The organism is Streptomyces sp. DS1-CR2 (genome assembly GCF_055760475.1).
The window spans coordinates 3,958,179-3,985,137 of sequence record NZ_CM147085.1 but is presented as its reverse complement, the minus strand read 5'-3'; the positions used below and the strand labels follow the sequence as shown (position 1 = coordinate 3,985,137).

Genomic DNA, 26,959 nt, shown 5'->3' with positions numbered 1-26,959 from the left:
TGCGGTCGCGCCGGCTCTACATCAGGCAGAGTCGGTGGAACTTCAAGTGTGTACCGCCCATGCTAACGGCCGGACGGGCCGCTTTCTTCCGCGTAGCGGAACTTCATCCACCGGTCATCGACCCGCCATCCACCCGCCGGCTCCCTCCCTGAGCCCCGGCGCCCCCGCTCTCCGCGTACGCGCTACGGCGCTAATGTGCCCGCCGTGCGCGTCCCGGGCCGCCGTGCCCCGCCAGCCATCCGGCGAGCTTGCCGCCCTGTGCCACGGCCCGCAGCCGGGCCTCGGCCTTGTCCCGTACCTGGTCCGTCGCGACCACGAGCAGTTCGTCTCCGTGCCGCAGGACGGTCGTCGGCAGCGGTACGAAGGACTGCTTCTCGCGCACGACGAGCGTGACGGCGGCGCCCGGGGGCATCCGCAGCTCGCTGACCTCGACGCCGTGCATCCGGGACTCCTTGGGGATCGACACGGACAGCAGATGTCCGCGCAGCCTCTCCAGGGGCGCCGATTCGATGCCGAGGTCGGCGGCGGGAGCGGAGTCGCTGCCGAGCCGCAGTTTCCGGGCGAGCCAGGGCAGCGTGGGCCCCTGGACGAGCGTGTAGACGACGACGAGGACGAAGACGATGTTGAAGATCCGGGTGCTGTCGTCGACGCCGTTCACCATGGGGATGGTCGCCAGGATGATGGGCACCGCGCCGCGCAGGCCGGCCCAGGACATGAGGGCCTTCTCCTGCCAGGGCATGCGGAACGGCAGGAGGCTGAAGACGACCTCCACGGGGCGCGCCACCATCGTCAGGACGAGGCCGATGACGATCGCGGGCCAGAAGTCGTCCACGAGGTCGTGCGGGGTGACGAGCAGGCCGAGCAGGACGAACATGCCGATCTGCGCGATCCAGCCGAGCCCTTCGGCGAAGCCGCGGGTGGCGGGCCAGTGCGGCAGTTTCGCGTTGCCGAGGACCATCGAGGCGAGGTAGACGGCGAGGAACCCGCTGCCGTGGGCCATGGCTCCGGCGGCGTACGCGGTGACGGCGATGGCCATGACGGCGATCGGGTAGAGGCCGGAGGCGGGCAGGGCGACGTGCCGCAGGCCCAAGGAGCCGAGCCAGCCCACCGCGATCCCGATCGCGGCGCCGATCGCGAGTTCGAGGGCGATCTCGCCGACGAGGGCGTACCAGTGCTCGACGGGTCCGGCCGTGGAGAAGGCCACCACCAGGATCACCACAGGGGCGTCGTTGAAGCCGGACTCGGCCTCCAGGACGCCCGTCACGCGGGACGGCAGCGGCACCTTGCGCAGCACGGAGAAGACGGCCGCGGCGTCCGTCGAGGACACCACCGCGCCGATGATGAGCGCCTGCCGCCATTCCAGGCCCACGACGTAGTGCGCTCCGGCGGCCGTCACGCCCACGCTGATGGCGACGCCGACCAGCGACAGCATGACGGCGGCCGGCAGCGCCGGTTTGATCTCTTTCCACTTCGTGCCGAGGCCGCCCTCGGCCAGGATCACGACGAGGGCCGCGTAGCCGATGACCTGCGTCAGCTCGGCACTGCTGAACGACACGTTGCCGATGCCGTCCTGACCCATCGCCACCCCGATGCCGAGGTAGAGGAGCAGGCTCGGCAGACCGCTGCGCGAGGAGATGCGCACGGCTGCGACGGCGATCAGCAGGACCAGTGAACAGACGAGCAGGAGCTGGTTGAGGTGGTGGACAGTCAGGGGCTGTTTCCTTCCTCCGACGGTCGTACGGGATGGCCCGTACGGGTGTACGGGACGCTGTGGAACGACCAGGTACTTCGTTACCTTACCTAATCGTTAACGCCTTCTTGACGCCCTCCAGGGTGACCTCGGGCGGGTTGGGGCCCCGGGTTCTTGACACCGCGTCCGAGGCCGCCGTGCCCTGCGCCTATGGTTGCTCCAGCGCTCCGTGACCCCACAGCCCGCCTGCAGCCCGCTCTGCCGCTCGCGAAGGACAGCAAGGACAGCGATGCCCTCGAACACCAACGCCTCTTCCGGCCATTCGTCCGGTAAGAAGAAGGGGCGCAGAGCCCGACTGATCGTGATCGTGCTTGTCCTGGCCATTGTCGCGGGCATCGGCTACGGCACGTACTGGAGCATCAGTACCGTGCGTGCCTCCTTCCCGCAGACAAAGGGCTCGATCAAGCTCGACGGGCTCTCCGGTCCCGTGGACGTCAAGCGGGACTCCTACGGGATCCCTCAGGTCTATGCCTCGTCCGACGAGGACCTGTTCATGGCCCAGGGCTATGTGCAGGCACAGGACCGCTTCTGGGAGATGGACGTCCGCCGCCATATGACCTCCGGCCGGCTCTCCGAGATGTTCGGCAAGAGCCAGGTCAAGACCGATGAGTTCCTGCGGACGCTCGGCTGGCACCGGGTGGCGCAGAAGGAGTACGACTCCAAGCTCTCGCCCGAGACGAAGAAGTACCTTCAGGCGTACGCCAAGGGAGTCAACGCCTACCTCGCCGGCAAGGACGGCGGGGACATCTCCGTCGAGTACGCGGCGCTCGGGTTCACCAACGACTACGCGCCCCAGAAGTGGACGCCGGCCGACTCCGTGGCCTGGCTCAAGGCGATGGCGTGGGACCTGCGCGGCAACATGCAGGAAGAGATCGACCGCTCCCTGATGACGAGCCGCCTCGGCCCGCAGCAGATCGCGGACCTGTACCCGGACTACCCGTACGACCGGAACAAGGCGATCGTCCAGTCCGGCTCCTACGACAGCGCGACCGGCTCCTACGGGGAGGGCTCCGGCGGGTCCGGAAATCAAACCGGCACGGGAACAGGCACCGGAACGGGCACCTCCACAGGCACCGGAACCGGCACTGGCACGCAAGCCGCCACCGGCACAGGTCTCGCGGGCAACGCCGAGGCTCCCAACGACCTCCAGAGCCAGCTGACCGGGCTATCCGACGCCCTGGACCAGGTCCCCGCCGCCGTCGGCCCCAACGGCAACGGCATCGGCTCCAACTCGTGGGTGGTCTCCGGAGCGCACACGATCACCGGGAAGCCGCTGCTCGCCAACGACCCGCACCTGTCGCCGCAGCTCCCGTCGGTCTGGTACCAGATGGGCCTGCACTGCCGGAGCCTGTCGGCCTCGTGCCAGTACGACGTCACGGGCTACACGTTCGCCGGGATGCCCGGCGTGATCATCGGCCACAACCAGGACGTCTCCTGGGGCATGACGAACCTGGGCGCCGACGTCACCGACCTGTACCTGGAGAAGCTCAACAGCGGCGGGTACCAGTACGACGGCAAGACGGTGCCCTTCGAGACCCGCAAGGAGACCATCAAGGTCGCCGGCGGCGACGACAAGACCATCACCGTCCGCGAGACCAACAACGGTCCGCTGATCTCGGACCGGGACGACGAGCTGGTCAAGGTCGGCAAGAAGGCGAGGGTCGACGCCGCTGCCCCCGACCGGGGCGACGGCTACGGGGTCTCGCTGCGCTGGACCGCGCTGACCCCCGGCAAGTCCATGGACGCCGTCTTCGAGCTGGACAAGGCGAAGGACTGGACCCAGTTCCGCAAGGCCGCCGCCGACTTCGAGGTGCCTTCGCAGAACCTGGTCTACGCCGACACCAAGGGCAACATCGGCTACCAGGCACCCGGCAAGATCCCGGTCCGGGGCAAGGGCGACGGTTCGCTGCCCGCACCCGGCTGGGACGCCGCGTACCGCTGGAAGAAGTACATCCCGCAGTCCGCGCTGCCCTACGAGTACAACCCCAAGCGTGGCTACATCGTGACCGCCAACCAGGCCGTCGTCGACAAGGACAAGTACCCGTACCACCTCACCTCCGACTGGGGTTACGGCACGCGCAGCCAGCGCATCACCGATCTGATCGAGTCGAAGATCGCCGGCGGCGGCAAGATCTCCACCGACGACATGCGCACCATGCAGATGGACAACAGCAGTGAGATCGCCAAGCTGCTCGTGCCCAAGCTGCTCAAGATCGACGTCTCGGACAAGTACGTCCGCGAGGCGCAGAAGCTCCTGGAGAACTGGGACTACACCCAGAACCCGGATTCGGCGGCGGCCGCGTACTTCAACTCGGTCTGGCGCAACATCCTCAAGCTGTCCTTCGGCAACAAGCTCCCCAAGGAGCTGCGGGTCAAGGGCCAGTGCCTGAGCGTGGAGCCTGCCGGTGACACCGGCCCGGCGGACGAGGACCGGCGGGTGCGCGAGTGCGGAGAGCGCGACGCGGACTCGGCGCAGCCTGACGGCGGCGACCGTTGGTTCGAGGTCGTCCGCAAGATCATCAACGATGAGAACAACGACTGGTGGAAGGCTCCGGCCACCCGCACCGACGCCGAGACCAAGACCCGTGACCAGCTGTTCGCGCGGGCCATGGAGGACGCGCGCTGGGACGTCACGGCCAAGCTCGGCAAGGACGTCGACACCTGGAGCTGGGGCCGGCTGCACCAGCTGAGCCTGAAGAACCAGACCCTCGGTACGGACGGGCCCGGCTGGCTCCAGTACGTGCTCAACCGCGGCCCGTGGAAGCTCGGCGGCGGCGAGGCGGCCGTGGACGCGACCGGCTGGAACGCGGCCGGCGGCTACGGCGTCATCTGGGTCCCGTCGATGCGCATGGTGGTCAACCTCGCGGACCTCGACAAGTCCAAGTGGATCAACCTCACCGGCGCCTCGGGGCACGCGTTCAGCGCGCACTACACCGACCAGACGGAGAAGTGGTCCAAGGGCGAACTCGTCCCGTGGGTCTCTTCGGAGAAGGCGGTCGGCGAGAACACGAAGGACACCCTGGTGCTGCGGCCCTGACAACGGGCGACACCTTCTGAAAGGGCCTCCACGCGCGCGTGGGGGCCCTTTCACGTTCCTGAGGACAAGGCCGTTCGCCAGGTCGCTCACCGAGTCCCTCGCCGGAAGCGGCGCACCCCCGAAGGCGTCACCACGGCGTGCACGGGACGGTCGTGCGGCTCCTCGGGGACGCGCTCCACGACCTCACCGTCGTACAGGAGCACCACGAGCGCCGGATCCGCGTCCGCGCGCTCAAGCCGCGCGAGGACCCGGTCGTACGAGCCGCCTCCGCGGCCGAGCCGCATGCCGCGTCCGTCGACGGCGAGGCCCGGCAGCAGCACCGCGTCGGCCTCCACGACGGCCTCCGTGCCGAGCGGCTCCCCGGAGGGCTCCAACAGGGCCATCTTTCCCGCATGTTGCACGCGCGCGAGGGACCCCTGTCCGTCGTAGGCGCCCCAGTCGAGGTCGTTGTCGTCGAGGAGTACGGGAAGCAGGACGCGCACCCCGCGCGCGTGGAGCGCGTCGAGCAGCACGCGGGTGCCCGGTTCACGGCCTACGGAGACGTACGCGGCGACGGTCCGTGCCCCGGCCAGCTCCGGAAGTTCAAGGGCCCGACGGGCGAGCGCCCCGGCCGCCGTCTCGACGTCATCGGCGGGCAACCCGGATCTCATCTGGAGGAGTTCTGCCCGCAACGCGTTCTTGTCAGCCTTTGACACACACATAGCCAGCTCACAAACCCCTCACATAGGCACAAAGTTAACTGGAAGCAAATCTTCCGCCCAGACGCTACGGATATGGTTCACCGCATGACTGAGTCGCACCCCAGGATCAGCAAGGCTGTCATCCCCGCCGCGGGCCTCGGCACCCGGTTCCTGCCGGCCACCAAGGCAACGCCCAAGGAGATGCTGCCGGTCGTCGACAAGCCGGCGATCCAGTACGTCGTCGAGGAGGCCGCGGCTGCCGGTCTCGACGACGTGCTCATGATCACGGGCCGCAACAAGCGGCCCCTGGAGGACCATTTCGACCGCAACTACGAGCTCGAGTCGGCTCTCCAGAAGAAGGGCGACGCCGGCCGCCTCGCCAAGGTCCAGGAGTCCAGCGACCTCGCGACCATGCACTACGTCCGCCAGGGCGACCCCAAGGGCCTGGGCCACGCCGTGCTGTGCGCGGCCCCGCACGTCGGCCAGGAGCCCTTCGCGGTCCTCCTCGGCGACGACCTGATCGACCCGCGCGACCCCCTGCTCGCCCGCATGGTCGAGATCCAGGAGCAGCGCGGCGGCAGCGTCATCGCGCTCATGGAGGTCGAGCCCTCGCAGATCCACCTCTACGGCTGCGCCGCCGTCGAGGCGACCGTGGACAGCGACGTCGTCAAGATCACCGGCCTGGTCGAGAAGCCCGACCCCGCGGACGCCCCGTCGAACTACGCGATCATCGGCCGCTACGTCCTCGACCCCGCGATCTTCGGCATACTCCGCCGGACCGAGCCGGGCCGCGGCGGCGAGATCCAGCTCACCGACGCCCTCCAGCAGCTCGCCGACGACGAGAAGGCCGGCGGCCCCGTCCACGGCGTCGTCTTCAAGGGCCGCCGGTATGACACCGGGGACCGCGGCGACTATCTGCGTGCCATTGTCAGACTCGCGTGCGAACGTGAGGACCTGGGCCCGGACTTCCGGGCCTGGCTTCGCAGTTACGTCACCGAGGAGATGTAGCACCTTGAGCAGCACGACCACGCACGTCACCGGTCAGGAGCACGTCTGGTCGGTGGCGGAGCACCTGGAGGACATCCTCGCCACGGTCCGCCCGCTGGAGCCCATCGAGCTCCAGCTCCTCGACGCACAGGGCTGCGTCCTCGTCGAGGACATCTCGGTGCCCGTCTCGCTGCCCCCCTTCGACAACAGCTCGATGGACGGGTACGCGGTCAGGGCCGCCGACGTGGCGGGCGCGAGCGAGGACTTCCCCGCGGTGCTCACGGTCGTGGGGGACGTCGCCGCGGGCCAGGCCGGGCTGCTCCACGTGCGGCCCGGCCAGGCCGCCCGCATCATGACCGGCGCCCCGCTCCCGCCCGGAGCCGAGGCCGTCGTCCCCGTCGAGTGGACCGACGGCGGCCTGGGCGAGGGCCCGGTCTCCGGGATGCGTGCCCACAGCGCAGCCCCCGAGGGCGCCTCCGGCGAGGTCCGCGTGCACCGCCCCGCCGAGGCACGCGCGCACGTGCGCGCCAAGGGCAGCGACGTGAAGGCGGGCGACCGCGCCCTGGAGGCCGGCACCGTCCTCGGCCCGCCCCAGATCGCCCTCCTCGCCGCGATCGGCCGCGGCACCGTACGCGTACGCCCGCGCCCGCGCGTGGTCGTCATGTCCACCGGCAGCGAACTGATCCAGCCGGGCGAGGAGTTGGCCGAGGGCCAGATCTACGACTCCAACAGCTTCGCCCTCACCGCCGCCGCCCGTGACGCCGGAGCGATCTCCTACCGCGTCGGCGCGGTCGCCGACGACGCGGAGACACTGCGCTCCACCATCGAGGACCAGCTGATCCGCGCCGACCTCATCGTCACCACGGGCGGCGTCAGTGTCGGCGCGTACGACGTCGTGAAGGAAGCGCTGACCTCCGTCGGCGACTCCGAGGACGAGACCGGCATCGGCGCCGGCAGCGGCGTCGAGTTCCGCAAGCTCGCCATGCAGCCGGGCAAGCCCCAGGGCTTCGGCACCATCGGCCCCGAGCACACCCCGCTCCTCGCCCTGCCGGGCAACCCCGTCTCCTCGTACGTCTCCTTCGAGCTGTTCGTACGCCCCGCGGTGCGCACCCTCATGGGCCTGCCCGCCGCCGACGTCCACCGACCGTCGGCCCGCGCGGTCCTGAAGTCGGCCAAGGCCCTCAGCTCGCCCGCCGGACGACGCCAGTTCCTGCGCGGGACGTACGACGCCGAGGCCGGGACCGTCACCCCTGTGGGGGGCGCCGGATCCCACCTCGTCGCGGCGCTCGCCCACGCGGACGCGCTGATCGTCCTGCCCGAGAAGACCACGTCGGCCGAGCCCGGTGCGGAAGTGGACGTGGTCCTCCTCGGCTGAGCGCGCCGTCCGCGCGATACCGTGTCGCGCACAACAGGCCGCGCGCCGCACCGCGGCCCACGGACCGGGAGCGCCAGAGCACCATGAGCAGTTCGCAGGACCGACTGACGCACATCGACGAGGCGGGCGCGGCCCGCATGGTCGACGTGTCCGCCAAGGACGTGACCGCGCGCACCGCCCGTGCCAGCGGCCGCGTCCTCGTATCGCCCCGCGTGGTGGAGCTGCTGCGTGGCGAAGGAGTGCCCAAGGGCGACGCCCTGGCCACGGCGCGCATCGCCGGGATCATGGGTGCCAAGCGCACCCCCGACCTCATCCCGCTCTGCCACCCGCTGTCCGTGTCCGGGGTGAAACTGGACCTGTCCGTCGCCGACGACGCGGTCGAGATTCTCGCCACGGTGAAGACCACGGACCGCACAGGCGTCGAGATGGAGGCCCTGACGGCCGTCTCGGTGGCCGCGCTCACGGTGATCGACATGGTGAAGGCCGTCGACAAGGGCGCCGTCATCACGGACGTACGCGTCGAGGAGAAGACGGGCGGCAAGTCGGGCCACTGGGCCCGTCCGGAGGCCGGGGAATGAGCCCCTACCGCGCCCTCGTCGTCACCGCCTCCAACCGCGCCGCCGCCGGGGTCTACGCCGACACCGGCGGCCCCCGGATCGCGAAGGGCCTCGAAGCCCTGGGCTTCCAGGTCGACGGGCCGCAGGTCGTGCCCGACGGGGACCCGGTGGCCGAGGCGCTGCGGGCCGGTGTCGACGCCGGGTACGACGTCATCCTCACCACCGGCGGCACCGGCATCTCGCCCACCGACCGGACCCCCGAGGCCACCCGCAGCGTGCTCGACCACGAGGTGCCGGGCATCCCCGAGGCCATTCGCGCGTTCGGACGGGAGAAGGTACCCACGGCCGCGCTCTCCAGGGGCCTCGCCGGCGTCGCGGGACGCACGCTGATCGTGAACCTGCCCGGTTCGTCCGGCGGCGTCAAGGACGGCCTCGCCGTACTGGGTCCCCTGCTGACCCATGCCGTCGACCAGCTGCGCGGCGGCGACCACCCCAGACCCGACGGCGGTGCGAGCTGAACACCCCATCCTGGCCCGTCGAGCTGACGGACGGTGACGTCTGCCTGCGCCCGATAAAACTGCGCGACCAGCGGGCCTGGCGCGAGGTCAACCGCCGCAACCGCGACTGGCTGCGCCCCTGGGAAGCGACCATCCCGCCGCCCACGCCCAGCGGCCCGGTCGCCCACCGTCCGACGTACCGTCAGATGGTCCGCCACCTGCGCGCCGAGGCGAGCGCGGGGCGCATGCTGCCCTTTGTCATCGAGTACCAGGGGCGCCTGGTCGGGCAGTTGACGGTGGCCGGGATCACCTGGGGCTCGATGTGCTCGGGCCATGTCGGCTACTGGGTCGACGAGTCGGTGGCCGGGCGCGGAGTGATGCCGACTGCGGTGGCGCTCGCGGTCGACCACTGCTTCCGCACCGTGGGCCTGCACCGCATCGAGGTCTGTATTCGCCCGGAGAACGGGCCGAGCCGCCGGGTCGTCGAAAAACTCGGATTCCGCGAGGAAGGGCTGCGGCTCCGCTATCTCCACATCGACGGCGGCTGGCGCGACCATCTCGTCTTCGCGCTCACCGCCGAGGAGGTCCCAGAAGGCCTCCTCAGCCGCTGGCGTCGCAAGCGTGGCGGCAACACCGCTGGTCCGGGTGGTCCGAGCACCGCGGAGCGGCCGGGCACTTCGCCAAAATAAAATAAGTGTTCGAAATTGATCGGAGATCGTCCGTCGCAGGCATTAAATTCGCTCGACGGGCGGTGCGTTGCTGCCTCAGTCGGAAAAAAAGTTCGAAATATCAGCCAGTTCGTGCGACACACCGGCTCAATTGGCGGATGGCCTCACGCAAACCCCTCTACCGTGTGAGGCGTGAGCAGCAGCGGCCTCATCTACGCAGTCATCGTCGGGGCCTGGGCCGCCTACTTGGTGCCGATGTGGCTCCGTAGGCAGGACGAGCTGAACGAGGCCCGTCCGACGGAACGCTTCAGCACCGCCATCCGGCTGCTGTCCGGACGGGCGGGCATGGAGCGCCGATACGCCAAGGACCTGCAGGCGCGCTCGCCCGAAGGGGAGGAGCAGCGCAGCGACCCGTCCGTCCCGGACGCGGCCACCGACTCGGTGGACGTCCGGGCCTTCGCCGCGCCTCCGGTCCGCGGCGAGCGCAGGAGCGAGAAGCGGGAGGCCCGCCACGAGCGGCACCCCGGATCCGAACCCCGCCCCGAGCCCCGGCCCCAGCCCAGGACCTCGCCCGCCCGGCAGACCCCCGACCGCCAGGTCTCCGCCCGGACCGCCCACGGTGAGCCGACGCACGACCGGCCGAACCGTGACCGGCCCGCCGGCGACCCGCACACGAACGGCAGGTCGGCAACCGGACGCGGCCCCGACCGCCAGCAGTCCGAGCGCCAGCAGTCGGACCGCCAGCCGTCCGACCGTCCGCAGTCCGAGCGCTCCGCGTCCGAGCGGCAGGCCGCCTCGGCCGACGCCGCCGCCCGTGCCCGCCGCTCCAAGGTGCTCGCACGCAGGCGCCGTACGACCGTCATGCTCTTCCTCGTCTTCACGGCCGGCGCGGTCGTCGCCGCCGTCGGCGGACTCGCGTTCCTGTGGGCGCCCGCGGTGCCCGCCGTGCTGCTCAGCTCGTACATCTTCTATCTGCGGGCCCAGGAGCGGCGTCGCTTCGCGTACACGATGGACCGGCGCCAGGCCGAGGTCGCGGCGCAGCGGCTGCGCGAGCGGCAGCCCCGCAGGCGGCAGCCCGCCGCCGGCCGGGCCCCCGCTCAGGAGGCCGAAGAGGGGCCTGCGCCAGAGGTGGCGACCGACCCCGGTCTCGAGGCGCTCGCGGCCGACCGGCGCGCGCTCGTCGAGCAGACCGACCACGCCGAGTGGGTCGACCAGCAGCGCGAGCGCCAGCGCGGCCCCGGCCACGGCGACAGCTGGGATCCGGTCCCGGTGCCCCTGCCGACGTATGTGACCGCCCCGGTCGCCCCGCGCGCCACGGGCAGCGTCGATCTCGGCGCCCCCGACGCGTGGAGCTCGGCCCGCTCCAGCGCGGCGGGTGCGGCGGGTGCGGCGCAGCAGGAGCCGGACGGGCACACCGGCGAGGAGCCCGGAGCGGCGTCCGCGGACTGCGACGGCGCGGACGAGATGGAGGACGAGCGCTGTGACGCCCGCCGGGCCGCCTCCGCGCGCCGGTCGCGCGAGCGCGGCCGCACCCCGCTCTTCGACCAGTACGACGACGGCGGCCGCCCCCGCGCGGCCAACGAGTGAGACCCGTTCGGGACCACCCTGGCTGACCAGCCAGGACCGGATTTCCGAGCACCCGGATCGGGATGCTAGAGTTTCACTCGTTGCAAGGGCCTGTGGCGCAGTCTGGTAGCGCACCTCGTTCGCATCGAGGGGGTCTGGGGTTCAAATCCCCACAGGTCCACCGCAATTAAGAGCTCCACCGGATTCGTCCGGTGGGGCTCTTGTCTTGCCCGCTCGCTCCCTCCCCGTGGCACCCTTTCCGCGATGTCGCGCGCGTCACAGTGCCTTGGCGAAGCAGCGGCTCAGTTCGTCGAAGCGGTAGTGGCCGAACTTGGTGCAGGGCGTGTAGCCGCTCGACGCGTAGAGGGCGATGGCCTCCGGCTGCTTGAGGCCCGTCTCCAGGACCATGCGGGAACGGCCGGCCGCGCGGGCGTCGTCCTCCAGGGCCGCGAGTATGCGCCGGGCCAGACCCAGCCCCCGCGCCTCCGGCGTGACGTACATCCTCTTCAGCTCGGCGTCGCCGTCCGCATATCCCTCGTCGTTCTGGTCCTGCGTGCGCCAGCCGCCGGTGGCGAGCGGGGTGCCCCCGTCGTCGTACGCGATCAGGTAGAGGCCGCGCGGGGCGTCGAACATCGTCGGGTCGAGCGGGGTGACATCGCCGTCGTCGCCGTAGCGCTCGGCGTATTCGAGCTGGACGCGGTCGTTCAGCTTGATCGCATCGGGGTGTCCGAAGGAGACGCGCTGGAGGGTGGGTGCCATGGGCTGAATAGTCATGCCAAGTATCGTATCTCTATGCTGACGGATGCGGCTGTTCGTTCTCAGTGTGCCGGTATCGTGCCCTGGTGCTGACTGTGACGAGTGTCAACGTGAACGGGCTGCGGGCCGCCGCCAAGAAGGGCTTCGTGGAGTGGCTGGCCGGGACCTCCGCGGATGTCCTGTGCCTCCAGGAGGTGCGGGCCGAGCCGGATCAGCTGCCCGAAGAGGTGCGCGAGCCCGAGGGGTGGCACGTCGTGCACGCCCCCGCCGGCGCGAAGGGGCGGGCCGGTGTGTCCCTCTACACACGCCGCCGGCCGGAGCGCGTGCAGATCGGCTTCGGGTCCGAAGAGTTCGACGGGAGCGGGCGGTACGTGGAGGTGGACCTCCCCGGTGTCGTCGTCGCCAGCCTCTATCTGCCCTCCGGTGAAGTCGGGACCGAGCGGCAGGACGAGAAGATCCGCTTCATGGGCGAGTTCCTGGCCTATCTGAAGGGGCTGCGGGAGCGGGCCGCCGCCGAGGGCCGCGAGGTGCTCGTGTGCGGCGACTGGAACATCGCCCACCGCGAGGCCGACCTCAAGAACTGGAAGTCCAACAAGAAGAACTCCGGCTTCCTCCCCGAGGAGCGCGACTGGCTCGGACAGGTCCTCGACGAGGCCGACGGCGGTTACGTCGACGTGGTGCGCTCCCTGCACCCCGACGAGGAGGGTCCGTACTCGTGGTGGTCGTACCGGGGGCGGGCCTTCGATAACAACGCGGGATGGAGGATCGACTACCACCTTTCGACGCCCGGGCTCGCCGGACGGGCGGTCAAGGGGTTCGTCGAGCGGGCCGCCACGCATGACGAGCGCTGGTCGGACCACGCGCCGGTGACCGTCGTCTACGAGTAGGCCCTTGAGGTGAGAGCGGCCCTGGAGTCACGAGTGGGCCTGCGTCACAAAGTCCGGTAGAGGGCTGTCCCCGCGTCCGAGTGGCGTGGCAGGTTTTGGCGCGCGCGTGCATGGTGAGTGATCCGAGTGATCCGAGTGATCCGAGTCGTCAACTGGCTGCTGTACGGGGGGACTTCATGGTCGCGTTTCCTTCCAGGCGTCGTGTGCTGCTCGGGGCTGCCGGGGCCGGGGTTGCGGCTGTGGTGGCGCCGGGGGTGGCTCGCGCGGTGGCTCCGGGGGCGCCTGCGGTCATGGTCACCGAGCAGGCGAGCAAGCGGGTTCTTGTGCTCGATCCCGGGCGGTCCATCTGGGACCCGGCGGCCGATCCGTCCTGTGTGCGGTGGCAGTTCTCGCCGGTCGGGGACCCGCGGTACCGGGATCTCGTGCCGGACGAGAGCTGGGTGTACCCCGCCGAGGCCAAGGTGCGGGTGCATCGCGGGCGGACATATCTGCTGACGACCGCGTCGTTCGGGTTCGCGGCCGTCGTCTCGTATCCATCGGGCCGGCGGTACTGGGGTGCGACGCTCGGGCCCGGCGACGATCTCCTCAACCCGCACAGCATCGAGATCCTGCCGGACGGGAACGTGGCCGTCGCGTGCAGTACGGGGGCGCTCGTCAGGCTCTACGCCGCGTCGCTCGGCCCGCGCTCGGAGCGGTTTGCCGAGGTGGCGCTGAAGGGCGCGCACGGGCTGCACTGGGACGCCCGGCGTGAGGTGCTGTGGGCGCTCGGGGATGACGAGCTGGTCGCGTACCGGGTGGGTGGCAGCCGGGTGCGGCCCGCGCTGACGCGCATGTCGTCGGTGGGGCTGCCGGTCGCCAAGCCGGGGAAGTCGCCCGGCGGGCACGACCTGTTCCCGGTGGCGGGGCGCCCGGGGCGGCTGTGGGTGACGACGAGCGCTTCCGTGTTCCAGTACGACATCGCGGGCGGGGTCTTCGTGCAGGACTTCGCCGGTGCGGCCGAGATCGCGCGGCCCGGGGTGAAGGCGATCGGGGACGATCCGCGGACCGGGCAGGCGCTCAGCACCGTGCCGGAGAGCGGCCTGGGTGAGACGTGGTGGACGACGAAGGTGAGCGTGCACCGGCCGCCTGCCTCGTACACCCTCGTCAACGGCGGGATCTACAAGGCGCGTTGGTGGTTGCCGAGGTAGGCGGAGGGCTGCCTACTCATCCGGTTTTCTGGCCAGGACGCGGTCCAGGGCCAGGGACAGTTCCGCCTCGACCACGCTCTTGGCGAGCGGGCGCAGGCGCTGGAGGTCCTGTTCCGACGCGTGGGAGAGGACCAGGTCGGTGAAGAGTTCGGCCAGGTCCTCCGCGTGGGCGCGGACGCGTTTGCCGGCCGCGAGGACGTCGGCGAGCGGGACGCCCTCGCGGACCAGGGCGGCGGAGACGTCGAGCAGACGCCGGCTGACGTGCACGATCTCGTCGCCGTCGACGCCGACGTAGCCGAGGTCCATCGCGGCTTCGAGGTTGTCCGGGGTGACCTGGCCCGCGAAGTAGTCGGCCAGTTCCTCGGGGGTGAGGCGGACCGGGGTCTCCTCGGACGGTTCGCCGAGGCCGAGGAGTTCGCCGACGTCGCGGCCGCGGTCGAAGGCCTCGGAGAGTTCGGCGATGCCGCTGAGGGTGTGGCCGCGTTCCAGGAGGGCGGCGATGGTGCGCAGGCGGGCCAGGTGGCTCTCGTCGTACCAGGCGATGCGGCCCTCGCGGCGCGGAGGCGGGATCAGCTTGCGTTCGCGGTAGAAGCGCAGGGTGCGCACGGTGATGCCGGCCTCCCGCGCGAGCTCCTCCATGCGGAACTCCCGGGTGCCGGGGCCTTTCGCCGCTTCCTTCGCCGGCGCTTGCGCCTGTGTTTTCGCCGCTTCCTTCGCCACGTGAGAACCCTATGTTGTACCGCCGGTACCCGCGGCGGAGCCGCTGATGTCACATTCGTGGTCCCGACCCCTACCCATCAGTACGCACCTGCTCTACGCTCCCCATTGCGCCAGTGTTCACTGGCAGGGTCGCGCGGCAGGGAGGCGCCGGGATGGCTGAGCACGAGCATGAGCACGTACGGGTGGCGGTGATCGGGTCCGGGTTCGGCGGGCTCGGGGCCGCGGTCCGGCTGCGGCGCGAAGGCATCACCGACTTCGTGGTCCTGGAGCGGGCGGGCGCCGTCGGCGGCACGTGGCGCGACAACAGCTACCCGGGGTGCGCGTGCGACGTGCCCTCCCATCTGTACTCCTTCTCCTTCGCGCCCAACCCCGACTGGCCGCGCACCTTCTCCGGCCAGGAGCACATCTGGGAGTACCTGGAGGGCGTCGCCGACACCTTCCGGCTGCGCCCGCACATCCGCTTCGGCCACGAGGTGAAGCAGGCGCGCTGGGACACCGAGAAGCTGTGGTGGGTGGTCGAGACCTCGCAGGGCACGCTCACCGCCGACGTCGTCATCTCGGCGACCGGCCCGCTGTCCGACCCGAAGATGCCGGACATCAAGGGCCTCGACGCCTTCCCCGGCAAGGTCTTCCACTCCGCGCGCTGGGACCACGACTACGACCTGCGCGGCAAGCGCGTCGCCGTGATCGGCACCGGCGCCTCCGCCATCCAGATCGTGCCGGCCATCCAGCGGGACGTGGCGAAGCTGACGCTGTTCCAGCGCACCCCGCCGTGGGTCATGCCGCGCGCCGACCGCGCCATCACAGGCGCCGAGCGCTGGCTGCACCGCCAGTTGCCGTTCACCACGCAGGCCCGCCGCGGACTGCTGTGGGGCATCCGTGAGCTCCAGGTGCAGGCGTTCACGAAGCGGCCCAATGAGCTGGGGCTGGTCGAGCAGCTGGCCAAGCGCAACATCCACCGGTCCATCGAGGACCCTGGCCTGCGCGCCAAGCTCACGCCGAACTACCGCATCGGCTGCAAGCGCATCCTGCTGTCCAACGCCTACTACCCGGCCCTCGCGCAGCCGAATGTCGACGTCGTGGCCTCCGGGCTCAGCGAGATCCGCGGCTCCACGCTGGTCGCCACCGACGGCAGCGAGGCCGAGGTCGACGCGATCGTCTTCAGCACCGGCTTCCACGTCACGGACATGCCGATCGCCGACCGGGTCGTGGGCGCCGAGGGGCACACGCTCATGGAGTCCTGGAAGGACGGCATGAAGGCGCTGCGCGGCGCGACGGCGGCCGGATTCCCGAACTTCATGACCGTCATCGGGCCCAACACCGGCCTCGGGAACTCCTCGATGATCCTGATGATCGAGTCCCAGCTGAACTATCTGGCCGACTACGTACGCCAGTTGGACGTCCTCGGCGGCCGCGTCGCGCTCGACCCGCGTGCGTCTGCCGTGAACGCGTGGAACCGCCGCGTGCAGGACCGGATGGAGCGCACGGTGTGGAGCTCCGGCGGCTGCAGCAGCTGGTACCTCGACGAGAACGGCGTGAACACCACGCTGTGGCCGGGCACGACGACCGAGTTCCGGTCCGCCACGCGCCGGGTCGACCTCGGCGAGTACGAGGTGGTCAGGGCGCCGGCGGCCGAACCGGCCGCGGTTCCCGCAGCACGTACGAAGAAGGGCCGTGGCGGCAAGGTGGAGGCGGGAGCGGCATGAACAGGCTGATGCATGTGACGAGCGGACCCTACGCGCCGCCCGCGGCCACGCGTGAGCTGACGGCGGTCTCCGCCGACGGCGCCCGGCTGCACGTCGAGGTGCACGGCCCCGAGGGGGCGCCCACGGTGGTGCTCGCGCACGGGTGGACGTGCTCGACCGCGTTCTGGGCCGCGCAGATACGTTCCCTTGCCGCCGACCACCGGGTCGTCGCATACGACCAGCGTGGCCATGGGCGCAGTCCGGCGGCGCAGGCCCCGTACTCGACACAGATGCTCGCCGACGACCTGGAGGCCGTGCTCGCCGCGACGCTCGCGCCGGGCGAGAAGGCCGTGCTCGTCGGGCACTCCATGGGCGGCATGACGATGATGGCCGCGTCGCAGCGGGCGAAGTTCCGCGAGCACGCGGCCGCGGTCCTGCTGTGCAGCACGGGCAGTTCGCATCTCGTCGCCGAGTCGACCGTGCTGCCGCTGCGGCCGGGGCGGCTGCGGACCCGGATCACGACGGCCGTGCTCGGCGCGAGGGCGCCGCTCGGGCCCGTCACGTCGCTCGGCAAGAAGATCCTGCGCTACGCGACCATGGGCCCGGGGTCGTCGCCGGACAAGGTCGAGGCCTGCGCCCGCATCGTGCACGCCTGCCCCACCAAGGTGCGCTACCACTGGTCGCACGTCCTCGCCGAGCTCGAACTCGACGCGCAAGTGGCCGAGTTGCGGGTGCCGACGGCGGTGATCGCGGGTACGGCCGACCGGCTCACACCCGTCGCGCACGCACGTCGCCTGGCGGCGACGCTGCCGGAGTGCGTGGGGCTCACCGAACTCACCGCTCTCGGGCACATGACGCCCGTCGAGGCGCCGGAGCTGGTCACCGAGCGCATACGTGAACTGTCCGCGAGCTACGTGGAAGTGAAGGGAGCGGCATCCGCATGAGCAGGGTCAGTCTCGAAGGACAGGTAGCGGTCGTCACGGGTGCCGCGCGCGGCGTGGGCGAGCTGCTCGCGCGCAAGCTGGCGGCGCGCGGCGCCAAAATCGCGCTGGTCGGCCTGGAGCCGGACGAGCTGAAGGCGGTGTCCGAACGCCTCGACACCGACAGCGACTTCTGGCACGCCGACGTCACCGACCATGTGGCGATGGCGCAGGTCGCCGAGGAGGTCAAGCAGCGCTTCGGCAAGGTCGACATCGTCGTCGCGAACGCGGGTGTCGCCAACGGCGGCCCGTTCCTCGACTCCGACCCGGTCGCCTGGCGCCGCGTCATCGAGGTCAATCTGATCGGGTCCGCCGTCACGGCGCGGGCGTTCCTGCCGGTGCTCATGGAGAGCCGCGGGTATCTGCTCCAGATAGCTTCGCTCGCCGCGATCACGCCGGCGCCGATGATGACCGCGTACTGCGCGTCGAAGTCCGGCGTCGAGGCGTACGCGCACAGCCTGCGCGCCGAGGTCGGCTACAAGGGCGTACGGGTCGGGGTCGGGTACCTGTCGTGGACCGACACCGACATGGTGCGCGGCGCCGACCAGGACGACGTGATGCGCGAGCTGCGGCAGCGGCTGCCGTGGCCGTCGAACAAGACGTACCCGCTGGGCCCGGCCGTGGACAGGATCGTCGCGGGCATCGAGCGGAGGTCTGCTCATGTGTACGCGCAGTGGTGGCTGCGGGGCATGCAGGGCATCCGCGGCTGTCTGCCCGGGGTCATCGGGGCGGTCGGGCAGCGCGAGATGCGGCGGTTCGAGCCGCGCCTGAAGAGCGTCTCGACGGGGCTCGTCGGGGCGGGGGGCGCCGCCGACGAGTCCGTACGGGGGCGCTGACGCTTCCTGTGGGGGCTGACCTGCGGTTTTTGGGGTCGAGCACGGTCCGTTACTGATCGAAATGCGTGCTCTGTCCTGGCGTGTAACTCTGGTCGAGGCCCGAACCCCCCCACCCAAAAACGGGAGTGAAATCGCATGGGCATGAAGGACCAGTTCCAGGACAAGGCCGAGCAGCTCGCCAACCAGGCCAAGAAGCGGTCCGGTCAAGGCAGGGACGAGGCGAGCCAGCGCTCCTCGCAGACCCAGGACGACCTGCGACGTGAGCGTGGCTCGCAGTCCGAGGACTCCGAGCGTCGGCGGCAGGAAGCGCAGGACAGGTTCGACCAGGACTACGACGCCTGACGCTTGGCTTCGCTGAGCCAGTAAGAACGAGGGTCACCCGGGACGCCGGGTGGCCCTCGTTCTTTGTACGTGGACTGGGGCCCGATGCCGTTGCCCGGCACATGAGGGCGGCCCCAGCTGCCCACAGCTGTCAGTAGCTGATGGCGCGCGTGGTCGGGGTCAGCGCGGCGGGAGTTCGGGGCGGGCGTGGTTCGGCGTGTTCGTGTAGTCCGGGGGAGTCTTCGCCGGGCCGGCGACCAGGAGGTCCAGGGCGAGGTAGACCGCGTCGTCGAGTTGGGCGTGGCGGCCCTCTGCCCAGTCCAGGGGGGTGCGCAGGACCTCGATGTCCGGTTCCACGCCCTTGTTCTCGATCGACCAGCCGTACTCGGGGAACCAGGCCGCGTTCATAGGGACCGTGATGACCGTGCCGTCGCCGAGTGTGTGGCGGCCCGTCATGCCGACGACGCCGCCCCAGGTGCGCTGGCCCACGACGGGGCCGAGCCCGAGGAGTTTGAACGCCGCGGTGATCATGTCGCCGTCGGACGAGGTCGCCTCGTCGGCCAGGGCGACGACCGGACCGCGCGGGGCGTTCGACGCGTACGAGACGGGCTGGGCGTTGCGGGTCAGGTCCCAGCCGAGGATCTTGCGGGTGAGTTTCTCGATGACGAGCTCGCTGATGTGGCCGCCCGCGTTGCCGCGCACGTCGACGATGAGGGCGGGCCGGGAGACCTCCATGCGCACGTCACGGTTGAACTGCGCCCAGCCGGAGCCGCCCATGTCGGGGATGTGCAGATAGCCGCACTTGCCGCCGCTCAGCTCCCGTACGACCGCGCGGCGCTTGGCCACCCAGTCCTGGTAGCGCAGCGGGCGCTCGTCGATGAGGGGGACGACCGCGACGCGGCGGGGGCTGCCCTCGCCCTCCGCGGGCCGGAACGTCAGCTCGACCGTCGTGCCGCCCGAGCCCGCGAGCAGCGGGTAGGGGCCGGCGACCGGGTCGACCGGGCGGCCGTCGACATGCGTGAGGACGGCGCCCTCGCGGATGCCGCTGCCGGCCAGCGGGGAGCGCGCCTTGGAGTCCGACGAGTCGCCGGGCAGGATGCGGACGAGCTGCCAGCCCTCGTCGCGGTGCACGAAGTTGGCGCCGAGGAGGCCCTGGGCGCGCTGGTAGTGGGGCGGGCCCTCGTTGCGGCGGGCGGGGGACACGTAGGCGTGCGAGGTGCACAGTTCGCCGAGCACCTCGCGCAGCAGGTCGGCGAACTCGTCGGGGGACGCGACCCGTTCGACGAGCGGCCGGTACTGGGCGAGGATCGCGTCCCAGTCGATGTGGCACATCTTCGGGTCCCAGTAGTAGGCCCGGATGATCCGGCCGGCCTCGTCGTACGCCTGGCGCCACTCGGCGGCGGGGTCGACCTCGTGCAGGATGCGACGCAGGTCGATCCAGACCGTGGTGTCGCTGTCGCCGGTCTCGGTGGAGGGGACGGCGCGCAGTTCGCCCTCGTCGACGACGACCAGGCGGGTGCCGTCGCCGCTGACCGCGAACGAGTCGAGGTGGACGACGAGTTCGGTCTTCTTGCCCTTGGTGAGGTTGAAGTGCTCCAGGGTGGGGCGGCCCGAGGTGTCGGCCGGGTTGACGAAGGTCTCGCCGAGTGCGCCGGAGATCGGCCAGCGCAGCCAGACGAGGCCGCCGCCCGAGACGGGATGGAGCGCCGAGTACTTGGACGCCGAGACGGGGAACGGCACGACACGGTTCGCCAGTCCCTCGATCTCCACGGTCGGCGCGCAGTCGGCCCCCGAGTCCTCGGTCGGGTCCAGCCCGCCGGCGGCCGTGCGTCCGTGGGGCGACAGGGCGAACGGGGAGGGCGTCGCGGACGACAGCGGTACGAGGTAGGGGCGGCAGCCGAGCGGGAAGGACAGGTCGCCGGTGTGCACGTCGTAGACCGGGTCGAAGCCGCGCCAGGAGAGGAAGGCGAGATAGCGGCCGTCGCGCGTGAAGACCGGATTCTCGTCCTCGAAACGGCCGTTGGTGACGTCGACGATCGTCCGGTCCTTGATCCGGGCCATCTTGATCTGCCGCAGGGAACGCCCGATGCCCGGGTGGGACCAGGTGAGCCAGGCGCCGTCGGGCGAGAAGGCCAGGTCGCGCACGGGCCCGTTGATCGACCGGATCAGCTCGATGACCCTGTCCCCGGTCTGTTCCGCTCCCCCTTCTTCCTCCTCGGTCGCGTCGAGGAGGAGGAGACGGCCGTCGTCCGACGCGATGGCGAGACGCTCGCCGTCCGGGTCGCCGACCATTTCCAGGACCCGCCCGAGCTCCCCGGACGCGAGGCGGCGCGGCTCGCGCTCACCGCTCGCGCGCGGCAGGTACGAGACCTCGACCGCGTCCTCGCCCTCCGCGTCGGTGACGTACGCGACCTGCCCGCCGGAGCCGAGCATCTCGGGCAGCCTGACCCGCACGCCGGGGGTGTCGGCGATGGTCCGGGCGGGGCCGTCGCGGTGGGTGAGCCAGTACAGGCTGCCGCGGACGACGACGGCGCTGGCCCGGCCCGTCTCGTCGACGGAGAGTCCGTCGACGTGAAGGGCGGCCGGCACCTGGTAGGGGCGGCGCCCGACGCGCGGGCCGCCGAGGCGCACGTCCAGCTTGCGCGGCACGGAGCCGGCGGAGAGGTCGTCGATGATCCAGAGGTCGCCGGCGCACTGGTAGACGATCCGGGTCCCGTCGCTGGAGGCGTTGCGGGCGTAGAACGCGTCGTGGTCGGAGTGGCGGCGCAGGTCGGAGCCGTCGGGCAGGCAGGAGTACACATTGCCGATGCCCTGGTGGTCGGAGAGGAACGCGATGCGTCCCGCCACGAACATCGGTGCCTCCAGATGCCCGTCCAGGTCGGCGACGAGCTGCTCGCCGTGCAGCCACAGGCGGCCCTGGGCGCCGCCCCGGTACCGCTTCCAGGCGGCCGGCTCGTGCGGGGGAGTGCCGGTCAGGAGCAGGGTCTTGCGCTCGCCGTCGATCTCGGCGACCGCGATGTCGGAGACGGGGCCCCAGGGCAGCCTGCCGCCGGGGGAGCCGTCGGTGGGGACGTCGTAGGCCCAGGTGAAGTGCGAGAAGGGCTGGCTGTGCGAGGCCACCGCGAGGATGACGGTCCGCCCGTCCTTGTCGGGCGGTGTCCAGCCGCGGACCTGGGTGTCCGTACTGCCCCAGTAGGTGAGCCGCCGGGCCGGTCCGCCGTCCACGGGCGCAAGATAGATCTCGGGGTCCAGGCTGCGCCAGGTCGTGTATGCGATGTGGCGGCCGTCCGGCGAGAACCGTGGGCTGCTCACCTTGGTCCGGTCGACCGTGACCCGCCAGGCCCGGCCCGGCCGGTCGAGCGGGGCGACCCAGAGGTCGTCCTCGGTCTCGAAGCAGAGCCGGTCCTCGTGCAGATGGGGAAACCGCAGGTACGCGTTGTCGCTCACCTACCCATGCTTTTCCGCTCAACGGCCCCCGGCAACTTGTGGTTCGCCCGCTTGCGGGTGCGGCTTGCGGCACAGGACACGTACGAAACGGTTTCGTTTCGTTAAACCATGGCGGTCCACGAGAACCCGGATCTCCTGCGCGCCTTCCGCGAGCTGCTGATCGAACCCGAGACGGAGGAGCTCCGGCATGTGCTGGGACGTGCCATCGACCGGGGCGAGATCCGCGCGGACAACCCGGCGCTCGACTATGTCGTCCACATGATCGTCGGCGCCTTCGCGGCCCGGACCCTCATCGACGAACAGCCACCCACCCAGGCCTTCGTCGCCTCGTACATCGACGCCGCGGCCCTCCCCGCTCTCGGCGTGCCGAACGTGGACGTCGAGGGCGAGGGCCTGAAGAAGGTCTCCGGCGACGACCCCGCGCAGGAGGACCGGGAACTGGTCCGCGTGTGACCGGAGCCCCTCCCTGACCGGGAGTTCGAACGGCTCTCAGTGAGCCACCGGGGTGGCGGCCGTGTACGTCCGGCGAAGGAAGCGCACCAGCGCCTTCTTCTCGAACTGCACGACCGCCACCCCTTTCGGCGAGTGGAACTCCATGACGGCCTGGACGCGGCCGCAGGGCCAGATGTGGATGTCGCCCACGGTGGTCGGGGCGCGCAGCCCCTGTTCCAGGAGCTCGCGGGGGAAGTACCAGTCGCCCTCTTCGGGGACGGTGAGGTGGACGCGTCCGTCGTAGCTCAGGACCGCGGGGACAGCCGGCGTCTCGTCGGGGGAGTCCGTGACGATGTGGGCGGGTGCGTACTGCTCGACGTCAGACATCGGGGACTCCTCGTCGTCTTTTTGTCCGTACTGTCATCCAATGTCCCATATAAGTCATATGGGTGGCTATGCGCTCCGGAGTTTGATTCGGTCTTAATCGTGCTCTCGGCGCTCTTGCAACTGATTCGCAACAAGGCACTATCATCGAACGGCCAGCCAAGCCTGTCGCGAACCTGTCGCGTGCCCCGAAGCGGAGCTTTCACCCATGCATGTCCCCGACGGATTCATCAACGCCCCCGTGTCGGCGGCCGCAGGTGTCGTCGCCGCGGGCGCCGTGGCCGTCAGCCTCAAAGGCGCGCGGCGCGAACTCGACGAGCGGACGGCCCCCCTCGCGGGCCTCGTCGCCGCGTTCATCTTCGCCGTGCAGATGCTGAACTTCCCCGTCGCGGCGGGCACCAGCGGCCACCTCCTGGGCGGCGCACTGGCCGCGATACTCGTCGGCCCCTATACCGGCGTCCTCTGTGTGTCCGTGGTCCTCCTGATGCAGGGCGTGCTCTTCGCCGACGGCGGGCTGACCGCGCTCGGCGTGAACATCACCGACATGGCGATCACCACGACCGTCGTCGCCTACCTCGTCTTCCGCGGCCTGGTGAAGGTGCTGCCCCGGGGGCGCCGCTCCATCACCGTCGCCTCCTTCATCGCGGCGCTCCTGTCCGTACCGGCCGCGGCCGTCGTCTTCACCCTGATCTACGCGATCGGCGGCACCACCGACGTCTCGATCGGCAAGGTCGCCACCGCCATGGTCGGCGTGCACGTCCTCATCGGCATCGGCGAGGCCGTCATCACCGCGCTGACCGTCGGCGCGGTCGTCGCCGTCCGCCCCGACCTCGTGTACGGCGCCCGCGGACTGCACCGGCCGCTCAAGCTCCGCGTCGGCGGCGAGCTCGTCGACGCCCCGGGCACCGCGCCCGCGCCCGTCGCCGCACGCTCCCACCGCAAGGTCTGGATCACCGGCCTCGTCACCTCCCTCGTCCTCGCCGGGTTCGTCTCCTTCTACGCCTCCGCCAACCCGGACGGTCTGGAGAAGGTCGCCCACGACAAGGGCATCGACACGAAGGCCGAGAAGCACGCCTCCGACGGCTCCCTGCTCGCCGGTTACGGCGTCAAGGACGTCGGCGACGCCCGGCTCTCCGGCGGCCTCGCCGGCGTGATCGGCGTCGGCGTCACCGTCGTCGCGGGCAGCGGCGTCTTCTGGGTGCTGCGCAGGCGCCGCACCGCGGACACCTCCCCGAGCCAGATCACGGAGACCGTCTGACATGGGTGCGGGGCACGCGCACAAGCTCTACCGGCACGGGCACTCGCCCGTGCACGGCCTGCCGCCGCACACCAAGCTCGCCGCCGTCTTCTGCTTCGTGATCGTGGTCGTCTCCACGCCCCGCGAGGCGATGTGGGCGTTCGCCCTGTACGCGGTGCTCCTCGCGGCCGTCGCGTACGCGGCCAGGGTCCCGGCCGCCTTCCTCCTCAAGCGGCTCCTCGTCGAGATCCCCTTCGTCGCCTTCGCCGTCCTCATGCCGTTCGTGGCGCAGGGCGAGCGCGTCGACGTCCTCGGCATGTCCCTCAGCGTCAACGGCCTGTGGGGCGCCTGGAACGTCCTCGCCAAGGGCACCCTCGGCGTCGCCGCGTCCGTCCTGCTCGCCTCCACGACGGAGCTGCGCGAACTGCTGCTCGGCCTGCAACGGCTCAAGCTGCCGCCGCTCCTCGTCCAGATCGCGTCGTTCATGATCCGCTACGGAGATGTGATCACCGACGAGATGCGCCGCATGAAGATCGCCCGGGAGTCGCGCGGCTTCGAGGCGAGCGGCGTGAAGCACTGGGGCGTCCTCGCCAAGTCCGCGGGCGCTCTCTTCATCCGCTCCTACGAGCGCGGCGAGCGCGTGCATCTGGCCATGGTCAGCCGCGGGTACGCCGGATCGATGCCGGTCATCGACGACGTGAGCGCCTCCCGCACGCAGTGGTCGCACGCCCTCACCCTCCCCTGTGCCGCTCTTGTCGTCTGTCTGCTGGGATGGATGCTGTGACTGTTTCCCCCGACTCCCTCGCCCCCTCGTCGCCTTCCCTCGCCTCTCTCGAGGTCAGCGGCCTCGCCTACGCCTACCCCGACGGGCACCAGGCCCTCTTCGGCGTCGACCTGACCATCGGCCGCGGTGAGCGCGTCGCCCTGCTCGGGCCCAACGGCGCGGGCAAGACGACCCTCGTGCTGCATCTCAACGGCATCCTCACCGGCGGCGCCGGCACCGTGACCGTCGCCGGTCTGCCCGTCGGCAAGCAGCACATGGCCGAGATCCGGCGCAAGGTCGGCATCGTCTTCCAGGACCCCGACGACCAGCTCTTCATGCCGACCGTCCGGGAGGACGTGGCCTTCGGGCCCGCCGCGGCCGGGGTGAAGGGGCCCGAACTCGAGGCCCGTGTGCACAAGGCCCTCGCCCAGGTCGGTATGGCCGACTTCGCCGACCGGCCGCCGCACCACCTCTCCTTCGGGCAGCGCCGCCGCGTCGCCGTCGCCACCGTCCTCGTCATGGAGCCCGAGATCCTCGTCCTGGACGAGCCCTCGTCGAACCTCGACCCGGCCTCGCGCCGCGAGCTCGCCGACATCCTGCGGTCGTTGGACGTCACCGTCCTGATGGTCACGCACGACCTGCCGTACGCGCTCGAACTCTGCCCGCGCTCGGTGATCCTCAGCGAGGGCGTGATCGCGGCCGACGGGACGACCGGCGACCTCCTCGCCGACGAGGACCTCATGCGCGCACACCGCCTGGAGCTCCCCTTCGGCTTCGACCCGAAGTCCGTGAAGGTCTGAGAGGCCGAGGAATCCTCAGCGATCCATGGCTGTTGCACCCACTGTGAGTGACATGAACGGCACAGTGGCCACCGGGTTCGAACCGGTCAGGGACGCCTTCGCGCACAACTTCGACGCGCTCGGCGAGCGCGGCGCGGGCGTGGTCGTCTACCGCGACGGACACAAGGTCGTCGACCTGTGGGCCGGCACCCGCGACGTGAGCGGCGGCGCCCCCTGGGAGCGCGGCACCGCCCAGATCATGCGCTCCGCCACGAAGGGCGTGGCCGCCGCCGCGCTGCTCCTCCTGCACCAGCGGGGAGAGCTCGACCTGGACGCGCCGGTCGGCGCCTACTGGCCCGAGTTCAAGGAGCACGGCAAGGAGCACGTCCTCGTCCGTGACGTCCTCGCGCACCGCGCCGGGGTGCCCGCGCTCGACCGCCCGCTGACCCCCGCCGAGGCCGCCGACCCCGACACCGGCGCCGCGGCCGTCGCCGGCCAGGCCCCCGCCTGGGAACCCGGCACCGACCACGGCTATCACGCGCAGACCTACAGCTGGCTCACCGGCGAGCTCGTGCGCCGCGTCACCGGTCGCACCGTCGGCGCCTGGATCGCCGAGCACATAGCCGCCCCCGTCGGCGCCGACCTGTGGGTCGGCCTGCCCGCGGCAAAGGCGCACCGCGCCGGTCTCGTCGGCCCCGTCGAACCCCCGGCAGCGCCCGGCGGCGGCCTGCGCACCCGCCCCAGGAAGAACGTCGCCGACGCGTACTCCGACCCCGGCTCCCTCACCCGCCGCGCCTTCGGCGCCATCGCCCCCGCGCCCGACGAGAACGACCCGGCCTACCGCGCGGCCGAGCTCCCCGCCTCGAACGGCGTCGGCACGGCGGAGGGACTCGCCCGTTTCTACGCATCCCTGATCGGCGAAGTCGACGGCGGTACCCGCCTGTTCACACCGGACACGGCTCAGGCAGCCCGCACGGAGGCGTCCGAGGGCGCCGACCGGGTCCTCGTCGTCCCGACCCGCTTCGGACTCGGCTACATGCTCCACGGGGTCGCCTCCCCCCTCCTCGGCCCCGGCTCCTTCGGCCACCCCGGACGGGGCGGCCCGCTCGGCTTCGCGGACCCCGAGTCCAAGATCGCCTTCGGGTACGTCACGAACGGCATGCAGAAGGGCGTCACCGCCGACCCGCGCGCTCAGGCCCTGGTGCGGGCCGTGCGCGCCTCGCTCGCCGGATAGCCACCGCTGCCCTCGCCGCCACCACCGCCCCAGTACTGCGGGGCGTACGCGACCAGCAGGAGGGCCGCGCCGAGTCGGGGACCTCGCCCGCGAACATCGCCGCGAGCACGGTCACCACGAGGGGCGCCGTGCCGCGCGATCGGGTATGCCTGGCCGAGCTTGAACGAGCGCATGAGCAGGGCGTAGTAGGCGAC

General features: G+C 70.9%; 23 protein-coding genes, 1 tRNA gene and 2 pseudogenes. 19 read left to right on the top strand and 7 right to left on the bottom strand.

Features of this window, described 5'->3' with window-relative positions; translation table 11 throughout:
• Positions 1–190 precede the first annotated feature (190 nt).
• Positions 191–1,711 carry a potassium/proton antiporter gene (locus tag ACY0PA_RS19195; RefSeq protein WP_473086360.1) on the bottom strand — a complete coding sequence of 507 codons (1,521 nt, stop codon included), beginning with the start codon at positions 1,709–1,711 and terminating at the stop codon, positions 191–193.
• A 268-nt stretch (positions 1,712–1,979) separates the two neighbouring features.
• Here ACY0PA_RS19195 and ACY0PA_RS19190 point away from each other — a divergent pair, with 268 nt between their 5' ends.
• Complete coding sequence (locus ACY0PA_RS19190) at positions 1,980–4,787, top strand: penicillin acylase family protein (protein ID WP_473085771.1); 2,808 nt, start codon at positions 1,980–1,982, stop codon at positions 4,785–4,787.
• 86 nt (positions 4,788–4,873) lie between these two features.
• Here the strand turns inward: ACY0PA_RS19190 and ACY0PA_RS19185 are convergent, their stop codons facing one another.
• Positions 4,874–5,488, bottom strand: coding sequence for a 5-formyltetrahydrofolate cyclo-ligase (locus ACY0PA_RS19185; RefSeq protein WP_473085770.1), 615 nt, complete (start codon positions 5,486–5,488; stop codon positions 4,874–4,876).
• Between the two features lie 84 nt (positions 5,489–5,572).
• On the opposite strand from ACY0PA_RS19185, the gene galU reads away from it, so the two are divergent.
• The 7 genes from galU to ACY0PA_RS19150 all read left to right on the top strand — a co-directional run bounded on the left by galU (position 5,573) and on the right by ACY0PA_RS19150 (position 11,298).
• Positions 5,573–6,475, top strand: a complete 903-nt coding sequence (galU, locus tag ACY0PA_RS19180; RefSeq protein ID WP_473085769.1) for a UTP--glucose-1-phosphate uridylyltransferase GalU — start codon at positions 5,573–5,575, stop codon at positions 6,473–6,475.
• A gap of 4 nt (positions 6,476–6,479) precedes the next feature.
• Positions 6,480–7,829 carry a molybdotransferase-like divisome protein Glp gene (gene glp, locus ACY0PA_RS19175; RefSeq protein WP_453773724.1) on the top strand — a complete coding sequence of 450 codons (1,350 nt, stop codon included), beginning with the start codon at positions 6,480–6,482 and terminating at the stop codon, positions 7,827–7,829.
• Between the two features lie 83 nt (positions 7,830–7,912).
• Positions 7,913–8,407: a cyclic pyranopterin monophosphate synthase MoaC gene (gene moaC / locus ACY0PA_RS19170; RefSeq protein ID WP_473085768.1), complete on the top strand. Its 495-nt coding sequence runs from the start codon at positions 7,913–7,915 to the stop codon at positions 8,405–8,407.
• On the top strand, positions 8,404–8,904 hold the full coding sequence (locus ACY0PA_RS19165) for a MogA/MoaB family molybdenum cofactor biosynthesis protein (RefSeq protein WP_100596116.1): 501 nt from the start codon (positions 8,404–8,406) through the stop codon (positions 8,902–8,904). The genes moaC and ACY0PA_RS19165 overlap by 4 nt, the downstream gene beginning before the upstream one ends.
• Positions 8,901–9,572: a GNAT family N-acetyltransferase gene (locus tag ACY0PA_RS19160; protein WP_473086359.1), complete on the top strand. Its 672-nt coding sequence runs from the start codon at positions 8,901–8,903 to the stop codon at positions 9,570–9,572. Before ACY0PA_RS19165 ends, ACY0PA_RS19160 begins: the two co-directional genes overlap by 4 nt.
• A 171-nt stretch (positions 9,573–9,743) precedes the next feature.
• Positions 9,744–11,138 (top strand): divisome protein SepX/GlpR, encoded by a 1,395-nt coding sequence (gene sepX, locus ACY0PA_RS19155; RefSeq protein ID WP_473085767.1) that lies wholly within the window; start codon positions 9,744–9,746, stop codon positions 11,136–11,138.
• A gap of 86 nt (positions 11,139–11,224) precedes the next feature.
• Positions 11,225–11,298 (top strand) — tRNA-Ala (locus tag ACY0PA_RS19150).
• A 95-nt stretch (positions 11,299–11,393) separates the two neighbouring features.
• Here the strand turns inward: ACY0PA_RS19150 and ACY0PA_RS19145 are convergent.
• Positions 11,394–11,891 (bottom strand): GNAT family N-acetyltransferase, encoded by a 498-nt coding sequence (locus ACY0PA_RS19145; protein WP_473085766.1) that lies wholly within the window; start codon positions 11,889–11,891, stop codon positions 11,394–11,396.
• Positions 11,892–11,938: 47 nt separating this feature from the next.
• Here ACY0PA_RS19145 and ACY0PA_RS19140 point away from each other — a divergent pair, with 47 nt between their 5' ends.
• Positions 11,939–12,760 (top strand): exodeoxyribonuclease III, encoded by an 822-nt coding sequence (locus ACY0PA_RS19140; RefSeq protein WP_473085765.1) that lies wholly within the window; start codon positions 11,939–11,941, stop codon positions 12,758–12,760.
• A 290-nt stretch (positions 12,761–13,050) separates the two neighbouring features.
• Positions 13,051–13,947: a DUF6528 family protein gene (locus ACY0PA_RS19135; protein ID WP_473085764.1), complete on the top strand. Its 897-nt coding sequence runs from the start codon at positions 13,051–13,053 to the stop codon at positions 13,945–13,947.
• A 12-nt stretch (positions 13,948–13,959) separates the two neighbouring features.
• Here ACY0PA_RS19135 and ACY0PA_RS19130 read toward each other — a convergent pair whose 3' ends face one another.
• Complete coding sequence (locus ACY0PA_RS19130) at positions 13,960–14,586, bottom strand: MerR family transcriptional regulator (protein ID WP_473086358.1); 627 nt, start codon at positions 14,584–14,586, stop codon at positions 13,960–13,962.
• 233 nt (positions 14,587–14,819) lie between these two features.
• Here ACY0PA_RS19130 and ACY0PA_RS19125 point away from each other — a divergent pair, with 233 nt between their 5' ends.
• From ACY0PA_RS19125 to ACY0PA_RS19110, 4 genes are all read left to right on the top strand, one after another.
• Positions 14,820–16,373, top strand: coding sequence for a flavin-containing monooxygenase (locus ACY0PA_RS19125; protein WP_473085763.1), 1,554 nt, complete (start codon positions 14,820–14,822; stop codon positions 16,371–16,373).
• Complete coding sequence (locus ACY0PA_RS19120; protein ID WP_473085762.1) at positions 16,370–17,296, top strand: alpha/beta fold hydrolase; 927 nt, start codon at positions 16,370–16,372, stop codon at positions 17,294–17,296. Before ACY0PA_RS19125 ends, ACY0PA_RS19120 begins: the two co-directional genes overlap by 4 nt.
• A complete protein-coding gene (locus tag ACY0PA_RS19115; RefSeq protein ID WP_473085761.1) occupies positions 17,293–18,168 on the top strand; it encodes an SDR family oxidoreductase in 876 nt (291 codons plus the stop codon). Before ACY0PA_RS19120 ends, ACY0PA_RS19115 begins: the two co-directional genes overlap by 4 nt.
• Positions 18,169–18,303: 135 nt before the next feature.
• A complete protein-coding gene (locus ACY0PA_RS19110) occupies positions 18,304–18,510 on the top strand; it encodes a hypothetical protein (protein WP_473085760.1) in 207 nt (68 codons plus the stop codon).
• 159 nt (positions 18,511–18,669) lie between these two features.
• On the opposite strand, the gene ACY0PA_RS19105 is transcribed toward ACY0PA_RS19110, so the two are convergent.
• The gene (locus ACY0PA_RS19105; RefSeq protein WP_473085759.1) at positions 18,670–21,936 is read right to left on the bottom strand and encodes a S41 family peptidase; all 3,267 of its coding nucleotides are present in this window, start codon (positions 21,934–21,936) and stop codon (positions 18,670–18,672) included.
• 108 nt (positions 21,937–22,044) lie between these two features.
• Here ACY0PA_RS19105 and ACY0PA_RS19100 point away from each other — a divergent pair.
• Positions 22,045–22,305 (top strand): annotated as a pseudogene (locus ACY0PA_RS19100) (TetR-like C-terminal domain-containing protein); the annotation flags it as partial.
• 120 nt (positions 22,306–22,425) lie between these two features.
• Here the strand turns inward: ACY0PA_RS19100 and ACY0PA_RS19095 are convergent.
• Positions 22,426–22,755 carry an SsgA family sporulation/cell division regulator gene (locus ACY0PA_RS19095; RefSeq protein ID WP_473085758.1) on the bottom strand — a complete coding sequence of 110 codons (330 nt, stop codon included), beginning with the start codon at positions 22,753–22,755 and terminating at the stop codon, positions 22,426–22,428.
• A gap of 205 nt (positions 22,756–22,960) precedes the next feature.
• On the opposite strand from ACY0PA_RS19095, the gene ACY0PA_RS19090 reads away from it, so the two are divergent.
• The 4 genes from ACY0PA_RS19090 to ACY0PA_RS19075 are packed head-to-tail and all read left to right on the top strand — an operon-like array spanning position 22,961 to position 26,765.
• On the top strand, positions 22,961–24,010 hold the full coding sequence (locus tag ACY0PA_RS19090; RefSeq protein WP_473085757.1) for an energy-coupling factor ABC transporter permease: 1,050 nt from the start codon (positions 22,961–22,963) through the stop codon (positions 24,008–24,010).
• A 1-nt stretch (position 24,011) separates the two neighbouring features.
• A complete protein-coding gene (gene cbiQ, locus ACY0PA_RS19085; protein WP_473085756.1) occupies positions 24,012–24,773 on the top strand; it encodes a cobalt ECF transporter T component CbiQ in 762 nt (253 codons plus the stop codon).
• Positions 24,761–25,552 carry an energy-coupling factor ABC transporter ATP-binding protein gene (locus tag ACY0PA_RS19080; protein WP_473085755.1) on the top strand — a complete coding sequence of 264 codons (792 nt, stop codon included), beginning with the start codon at positions 24,761–24,763 and terminating at the stop codon, positions 25,550–25,552. Before cbiQ ends, ACY0PA_RS19080 begins: the two co-directional genes overlap by 13 nt.
• Positions 25,553–25,604: 52 nt before the next feature.
• Positions 25,605–26,765, top strand: a complete 1,161-nt coding sequence (locus ACY0PA_RS19075; protein WP_473085754.1) for a serine hydrolase domain-containing protein — start codon at positions 25,605–25,607, stop codon at positions 26,763–26,765.
• A gap of 73 nt (positions 26,766–26,838) precedes the next feature.
• Here ACY0PA_RS19075 and ACY0PA_RS19070 read toward each other — a convergent pair.
• Positions 26,839–26,959 (bottom strand): annotated as a pseudogene (locus tag ACY0PA_RS19070) (EamA family transporter); the annotation flags it as partial.

Coding starts and splice junctions, on each gene's coding strand:
- ACY0PA_RS19135 (WP_473085764.1), top strand. CDS start 13,051: ATGGTCACCGAGCAGGCGAGCAAGCGGGTTCTTGTGCTCGATCCCGGG.
- cbiQ (WP_473085756.1), top strand. CDS start 24,012: ATGGGTGCGGGGCACGCGCACAAGCTCTACCGGCACGGGCACTCGCCC.
- ACY0PA_RS19130 (WP_473086358.1), bottom strand. CDS start 14,586: ATGGAGGAGCTCGCGCGGGAGGCCGGCATCACCGTGCGCACCCTGCGC.
- ACY0PA_RS19095 (WP_473085758.1), bottom strand. CDS start 22,755: ATGTCTGACGTCGAGCAGTACGCACCCGCCCACATCGTCACGGACTCC.
- ACY0PA_RS19185 (WP_473085770.1), bottom strand. CDS start 5,488: ATGTGTGTGTCAAAGGCTGACAAGAACGCGTTGCGGGCAGAACTCCTC.
- ACY0PA_RS19075 (WP_473085754.1), top strand. CDS start 25,605: ATGAACGGCACAGTGGCCACCGGGTTCGAACCGGTCAGGGACGCCTTC.
- ACY0PA_RS19125 (WP_473085763.1), top strand. CDS start 14,820: ATGGCTGAGCACGAGCATGAGCACGTACGGGTGGCGGTGATCGGGTCC.
- ACY0PA_RS19115 (WP_473085761.1), top strand. CDS start 17,293: ATGAGCAGGGTCAGTCTCGAAGGACAGGTAGCGGTCGTCACGGGTGCC.
- ACY0PA_RS19145 (WP_473085766.1), bottom strand. CDS start 11,891: ATGACTATTCAGCCCATGGCACCCACCCTCCAGCGCGTCTCCTTCGGA.
- ACY0PA_RS19110 (WP_473085760.1), top strand. CDS start 18,304: ATGGGCATGAAGGACCAGTTCCAGGACAAGGCCGAGCAGCTCGCCAAC.
- ACY0PA_RS19190 (WP_473085771.1), top strand. CDS start 1,980: ATGCCCTCGAACACCAACGCCTCTTCCGGCCATTCGTCCGGTAAGAAG.
- ACY0PA_RS19165 (WP_100596116.1), top strand. CDS start 8,404: ATGAGCCCCTACCGCGCCCTCGTCGTCACCGCCTCCAACCGCGCCGCC.
- ACY0PA_RS19080 (WP_473085755.1), top strand. CDS start 24,761: ATGGATGCTGTGACTGTTTCCCCCGACTCCCTCGCCCCCTCGTCGCCT.
- ACY0PA_RS19090 (WP_473085757.1), top strand. CDS start 22,961: ATGCATGTCCCCGACGGATTCATCAACGCCCCCGTGTCGGCGGCCGCA.
- moaC (WP_473085768.1), top strand. CDS start 7,913: ATGAGCAGTTCGCAGGACCGACTGACGCACATCGACGAGGCGGGCGCG.
- galU (WP_473085769.1), top strand. CDS start 5,573: ATGACTGAGTCGCACCCCAGGATCAGCAAGGCTGTCATCCCCGCCGCG.
- ACY0PA_RS19120 (WP_473085762.1), top strand. CDS start 16,370: ATGAACAGGCTGATGCATGTGACGAGCGGACCCTACGCGCCGCCCGCG.